This window comes from Halorubrum trueperi, assembly GCF_042662525.1.
Lineage (GTDB): Archaea > Halobacteriota > Halobacteria > Halobacteriales > Haloferacaceae > Halorubrum > Halorubrum trueperi.
In genome coordinates, this window is sequence record NZ_JBHSXI010000020.1 from 69,604 (window position 1) to 75,667 (window position 6,064).

5 protein-coding genes are annotated in these 6,064 nt (G+C 57.4%); 4 read left to right on the top strand and 1 reads right to left on the bottom strand.

Going from position 1 to position 6,064, the window contains the following annotated elements:
• The first annotated feature begins 251 nt into the window (after nucleotides 1-251).
• The 4 genes from tnpA (at nucleotide 252) to ACFQEY_RS14805 (ending at nucleotide 3,871) form a co-directional block, all read left to right on the top strand.
• Nucleotides 252-632 (top strand): IS200/IS605 family transposase, encoded by a 381-nt coding sequence (tnpA, locus tag ACFQEY_RS14790; RefSeq protein WP_379769982.1) that lies wholly within the window; start codon nucleotides 252-254, stop codon nucleotides 630-632.
• Entirely contained in the window at nucleotides 629-1,903 is a 1,275-nt protein-coding gene (locus ACFQEY_RS14795) for an RNA-guided endonuclease InsQ/TnpB family protein (RefSeq protein WP_379769984.1), read from the top strand. The genes tnpA and ACFQEY_RS14795 overlap by 4 nt, the downstream gene beginning before the upstream one ends.
• Before the next feature lie 273 nt (nucleotides 1,904-2,176).
• Nucleotides 2,177-3,196, top strand: a complete 1,020-nt coding sequence (locus ACFQEY_RS14800) for an NADP-dependent oxidoreductase (RefSeq protein ID WP_379769986.1) — start codon at nucleotides 2,177-2,179, stop codon at nucleotides 3,194-3,196.
• A 147-nt stretch (nucleotides 3,197-3,343) separates the two neighbouring features.
• Nucleotides 3,344-3,871 carry a DUF7342 family protein gene (locus tag ACFQEY_RS14805; protein ID WP_379769989.1) on the top strand — a complete coding sequence of 176 codons (528 nt, stop codon included), beginning with the start codon at nucleotides 3,344-3,346 and terminating at the stop codon, nucleotides 3,869-3,871.
• A gap of 201 nt (nucleotides 3,872-4,072) precedes the next feature.
• Here ACFQEY_RS14805 and ACFQEY_RS14810 read toward each other — a convergent pair whose 3' ends face one another.
• Complete coding sequence (locus tag ACFQEY_RS14810) at nucleotides 4,073-5,269, bottom strand: right-handed parallel beta-helix repeat-containing protein (RefSeq protein WP_379769991.1); 1,197 nt, start codon at nucleotides 5,267-5,269, stop codon at nucleotides 4,073-4,075.
• Between the last annotated feature and the right edge of the window lie 795 nt (nucleotides 5,270-6,064).

The window sequence follows — 6,064 nt, forward strand, 5'->3', positions numbered from 1 at the left end:
TGTGTGGTAGTACGAATAATCTTCCGTGAGTTGCCGTAGCGGAATGTGGGTTGCCATCATTCGATTCTCCATAGCTTGGACTAGGCTGTGTTGAGATCCACACCCGTTGCTGATTTTCACGAGGAATACGAGGCGAAAGCCTCGCCCTTCAGGGCGGGGATGAAGCCGGCCAACAGTATTCAACCGCCGTCGATGGCATAGACGGGGTTCCAACGCAGTCTTTAACCCGTCAGACCGTATAGTATACGTAGATGGTGAAGAGTACTCGTCATGCGAAATACGAACTCTACTACCACATAGTATTCGTGCCGAAATATCGGCGTTCGCACCTGACGGGGAAGACGAAGGAACGTCTCGAAGCCATCTTCGCGGAAATCTGTGAGGACAAGGGCCTCGAATTGGCCGAGTCCGAAGTCATGCCCGACCACGTACACCTGTTCATCGGGAGTCCACCCAAGAACGCCCCGTCACTCATCGTCAACTGGATTAAGGGTATCTCCGCCCGCAAGTACAACCAGCGGTACGACGACCGCGTGAAGTGGACTCGTTCGTACTACGTCGGTACGGCGGGTAGCGCCTCGAAGGGTGCTGTCGAACAGTACATCGCTGAACAAGAGGGTGGGGACGCATGAAGCGCGCCAACACCTTCGAGGTCGTTCCACAGACCGAGAACGACAAAGAGTGCCTCCTACGGCTACTCGACGCCTCCGCCTCCCTGTGGAACGAACTAACCTACGAACGTCGCCAGAACTACTTCGGTGACGGCGACGTGTGGGACACCTCCGAGTACCGAGGGCGCTACAACGGTGTCGTCGGAAGTGCGACTGTGCAACAGGTCACGCGCAAGAACAGCGAAGCGTGGCGGTCGTTCTTCGCCCTCAAAGAGAACGGCGAGTACGCCAACCCACCGTCGTACTGGGGCAACGAGGAGGACGGACGCGAACTCCGCACCTACATCCGATGTAACCAGTACACGATTGAGTGGGGAAAGCGTAGTCGTCTCGAGATCCCTATCGGGCAAGAACTGAAAGACGAATACGGGCTCGGCTACCACGAACGATTCCGCCTCGAAGTCCGAGGCAATCCGAAGTGGGACGGCGAACAGGGTCGTCTGGAACTTGAGTACGACGAAGTGAGCGACACGTTCAGGGCTTTCCAACCAGTCACCGTCCCTGATTCTCGACTGGATTCACCACTGGCTTCTCACGAAGCCGCCCTCGACGTTGGCGCGAACAATCTCGTCGCCTGTTCCACGACCACTGGGAACCAGTACCTCTACGACGGGCGGGAATTATTCGGACGGTTCCGCGAGACAACAGACGAGATCGCCCGTCTACAGTCGAAACTCCGAGAGGGACGCTACAGTTCCAAGCGGATTCGGCAGATGTACCAACAGCGGACGAAACGCCGTGACCACGCACAGAACGCGCTGGTGCGCGACCTCGTTGAACGGCTGTACGACGAGGGCGTGGCGACGGTGTACGTAGGCGACTTGACCGACGTGCTGGAAACGCACTGGTCGGTCAAGGTGAACGAGAAGACGCACAACTTCTGGGCGTTCAAGAAGTTCATCCACTGTCTCGTGTGCGTCTGTGAAGAATACGGTATTAGCCTCGAAGCCGAGTCGGAAGCGTGGACGAGTCAGATGTGTCCCGAGTGTGGCGACCACGAGGAGACGGTTCGCCACGGAGACACGCTGACGTGTTCATGCGGGTTCGAGGGGCACGCCGACCTCACGGCGTCAGAGACGTTCCTTCGAGAACACAGCGATACGGAAATCAGGCCGATGGCACGGCCCGTGCGATTCGAGTGGGACGACCACAACTGGTCGGGGAAACCAGACCCTCACGAAAGTCCCAAAGAAGCGCGCACAAACCCGCAAGTTGCCTCCGTTGGTCGGTAGCCGAACCCCCAACGGAGGAATCCTCGCACTTTAGCGCGGGGAGGATGTCAAGAAGGCGAAACGGTGCAGCGTGAGGAAGCTGCGTTCCTCGATATGCATCCACTGAACGTGTTCGACAGTCGAACCGACGACCTCGTGGATATCCTCGATAGACTTGAGTGGGACGGTGAAATCCCGAACCTCCCGAGAGAACCGGTCGGGTAACCCGTCCATTTCGCCTCCGCTCCCTGCTGGCGTCCAAACGCTATTGAGTCGCAGTCGCCAACACAGTACGTGACGAACACCAACCGCAAGTGGCTGCTCGCCGAGCGCCCCGAAGGCGAGCCCGACATGGACAGTTTCGAACTGCGTGAGACGGACGTCCCCTCCCCAGCCCCCGGAGAGCTCCTCGTTCGCACCCGATTCCTCTCGGTCGATCCGTACATGCGCGGCCGAATGCGCGACGCCGAATCGTACGCCGAGCCGTGGGACGTGGGCGACGCGCTGAAAGGTGGTGTCGTCGGCGAAGTGATCGAGAGCGCAAGCGCCGCGTACGACGTGGGCGACCTCGTGACGGGCGAGGGGCGATGGGCGGACTACGCGACGCTCGACGCCGACGAGGTCGCGCCGGTCGATCCGACGGTCGCCGACCCGGAGGCGTATCTCGGCGTCCTCGGCATGCCCGGCCGAACCGCGTACTTCGGGCTTTTGGAGGTCGGTGAGCCGAAGCCCGGCGACACGGTCGTCGTCTCTGGCGCGGCCGGTGCGGTCGGCTCGGTTGTCGGCCAGATCGCCACGCGCAACGGCTGTCGCGTCGTCGGCTTCGCCGGCAGCGACGAGAAGACGGCGTGGCTCACCGATGACCTCGGCTTTGACGCTGCGATCAACTACAAGGCGACCGACGACTACCGCGCCGCGCTCGATTCGGCCGCGCCCGACGGGGTGGACGTGTACTTCGACAACGTCGGCGGCCCGATCACCGACGCCGTGTTCACGAAGCTGAACCTCGACGCGCGAGTCGCGGTCTGCGGACAAATCGCTCACTACAACGACGAGGAGATCTCGACGGGCCCGCGAAAGCTCCCGGGACTGATCTCCGTTCGAGCGCGGGTGGAGGGACTGCTCGTCGGCGACTTCGCGACCCGGTTCGGCGAAGCGAGCGAGCGACTCGCACACTGGGTCGCCAGCGGCGAGCTCGAACACCGCGAGACGGTCGTGGAGGGGTTAACGAACGCCCCTGACGCCTTCCTCGGGCTCTTTGCGGGCGACAACATCGGCAAGCAGGTGGTGCGGGTGTCGGCTGCGGACGAATAGCGAGACGGTGACGGATAGCAAGCGGAAGCCTCGCCCTTCAGGGCGGGGAGGAAGTCAACAGAGACACTGCCGCTCGTCTCGACGTCGTCTGACTCATATATCTGCGTCACACAAAGAGATATTGATGATCAGTGCGTCCGTGACGGTATGAGCGAGTTCGATCCGGCTCCGGAATCCGGGACTGATCGGTCTCGGTGGCGCGAGGGGTCAGACACGTTCGGGCGTGTCTACGACGTTGTTCTCGGACTCACGTCGCCGACAGCGTACACTGATATCGCAGCGCTCGCGGACTGCTCTCCCACCGCGGCGAAAAAACATCTCAACCGGCTGGCGGAGATGGGTATCGCTCGCGCCAACCGAGAGAATCGGCCTGCGACGTACGAACGAAACGACGGCTATCTCGAATGGCAGGACGCGAGCCAGATCGCTGCTGATCTCTCTGTCGAGGAGATCGTCGACCGCGTCGCAACGCTCGAAGAACGGCGATCCGAATACGAGGACCGGTTCGGGACCGCTGATCCGAATACCGTCTCCGTGTTCGAAGCCGCTGACCACGAGACGATCCATGACCGAATGACCGCGGTAAGCGAGTGGAAGGGTGTCATTCGAGATATCCGACTGTACGAACTGGCCCGCCAGCTCTCGGAAAACGACGGCCACCTGATCCCCGCCTGAGTATGGACCTTACCGGTATTCGTAGCAATCGAACAGCGGGTTGAGTCGCTCTGGTAGGCTTCCTCTCACGACTGCAGTCGTTGACTGAATACAGAGGATAGCTTCAGCAGAGCGTTATCTATAGAGGATGTCAAGGGCAAATGTTCCTTCAACGTTCACAGTACAGTCCTGGGAAATGCATCGGGCGTTTTGTGTAGAAAGCTACCTCCAGGGACTGTCCCCACCGAGATGTCCGACACCGTCACTTTCCGGAACATCGGTGCTACAATCGGCCGTCATCGTGTCGATAGAATCGCCCTCCACATTATTCCCACAAATATGACGCTGCTGGGCGATACCGACTTCGTCCTTATCTTCAAACGCTACGGCGTCATCGCTGAAATCGTAGAAATAATTGCCGTAGATGTCGTTCGCGAATATCGAGTCCGAATAATCTCCATCGAACCGTATCGGTATGGCGCAGTCAGCAATCTCGTTCCATCGAACGACATTATGATGTCCATTATGCCCGACCACGGTCGGGGCCGCCCCGTCAGTCGTCAGTCCCCCACCTGTCGAGGTACAGTATTCGACCGTGCAGTTGTTCGTACCGGGCTTCAGATCGACTAGTTCCCCATGTGGATGACCAGCGCTAGCATCTATGTGATGGACGTGCACATGGCTAGTTTGATCGAATTCCTCCCAGGGGTGCCAATCGGTTCCAAGGTTGGCTGGAGCCGTGCCGAGATACACTAACTCTCCGTTGTGGTCGGAGGCATTTCCAACCGTATAATCGGCCCCGGATGGTCCGATGACTCGAAACGGGCCAACCTCAGCATTGCGGGTGCGTTCGAGACTGACGAGCGATTTCTGGGTATTGCCGATGCGGTGTGGCGCGATGACGATGTCCTCGAGATATTCGTCGGTGTCCACGGGCGGTCGGGTTTGAACGAGCTGGGCCTCGCTGTAGGACGCAACTTCTTCGGGGGCATCCGGGTTCTCTAGCCCGTCTATCGTAAGGCCCGTGATGTGGATGTGGCTCTGTCGAATCAGGACGACGTTGTACTTCACTGGGTCGCTCTTCAGTACCGCCTCGGGAGGGCCGGTAAGTGTGATTGGCGCCCCGGGGGTGCCGCCCTGTGGGGGAACTATCTGCTCAACGTACTCACCGGGTGCAACTCGAACGGTCGTTCCAGGTTCTGCCCGGCTGAGTGCGATCTGAATGGACTGAATTGGGTCATCATTCGTGCCGGTTCCCTGCTCGGAACCATCTATTGAATCAACATAAATTGTGTCTGGATTCTGGGGTGGTGTATCCGTGGGTGTCGAAGATGCTGTGTCCTGGTCGGGATTGCCAGTACATCCAGCGATTAGCGAACCCGTAATCGTAGCCAGTTCTAGAACCCGTCGCCGATGCATTGCACGGTCAATGAATATAAAACTATTAAATTTTGGGCTAATTCGGAAATCGGTCCAAGATTCAGGCTTGGTAGGCAACCGAGTCTCGGGATCATGTTTAGTGAATGAAGTGGGGAAGGGCTGACGGTATCTAAGCTGGTGTAGTTATCGCCGTTTTCGTCAAGAGTTCAAGTGGAAGATACGCGCCCTGTATGCAGCAGCATCGAAATAGGCTACCAGGATGCTGTCAGAAAAAGTGTGCTACATACAGAGCATGAGTCGCTCATGTCGGCTATCGTTACCTGAATTCTGTCAGTAGTGTCGAGTTCGATGTACCTGAGGTACAGTCCATGTCAAAACCGCTCGTGGTTGTCGAGAATGTGACCTAAGAGTACATTTGAGAGCGTACCAAGGAATATATCGATCATTATGACGATTCGTACAACCTCGGAGAATTCCATCTCTGTTGGATTCCCTGGAGAGCCACCTAAACACGAAGACATTGTAAGAGAAATTTACAAAGAGTGTGTTCTCTTCGCCTAAGTACATATATACCGCTGTTGAGACCAGAAGAAGAATGTGTATTCTCCATAGAGATAATTAAAAGTGGCTTCATTTTGAGTGAAAGTTATGAAGAAACAGTACGGATATATCCCCTCAAGTGTTTCTTGGCGTGGAACATCAGAAATAGTCGTGCTCATAATCGCTTTTGTTTTACTGTTGACGACAATGATGATCCTTAATGGGAATACCATCCGTCTTTAGCTAAGCGAAGGACCACGTGACAGCGGCGGCTTATCGAGGCTACTTTTCGAG

What these genes read in the sequence shown, in the direction of transcription:
- ACFQEY_RS14810 (WP_379769991.1), bottom strand. Translation starts at nt 5,269, where the DNA reads ATGCATCGGCGACGGGTTCTAGAACTGGCTACGATTACGGGTTCGCTA.
- tnpA (WP_379769982.1), top strand. Translation starts at nt 252, where the DNA reads ATGGTGAAGAGTACTCGTCATGCGAAATACGAACTCTACTACCACATA.
- ACFQEY_RS14795 (WP_379769984.1), top strand. Translation starts at nt 629, where the DNA reads ATGAAGCGCGCCAACACCTTCGAGGTCGTTCCACAGACCGAGAACGAC.
- ACFQEY_RS14805 (WP_379769989.1), top strand. Translation starts at nt 3,344, where the DNA reads ATGAGCGAGTTCGATCCGGCTCCGGAATCCGGGACTGATCGGTCTCGG.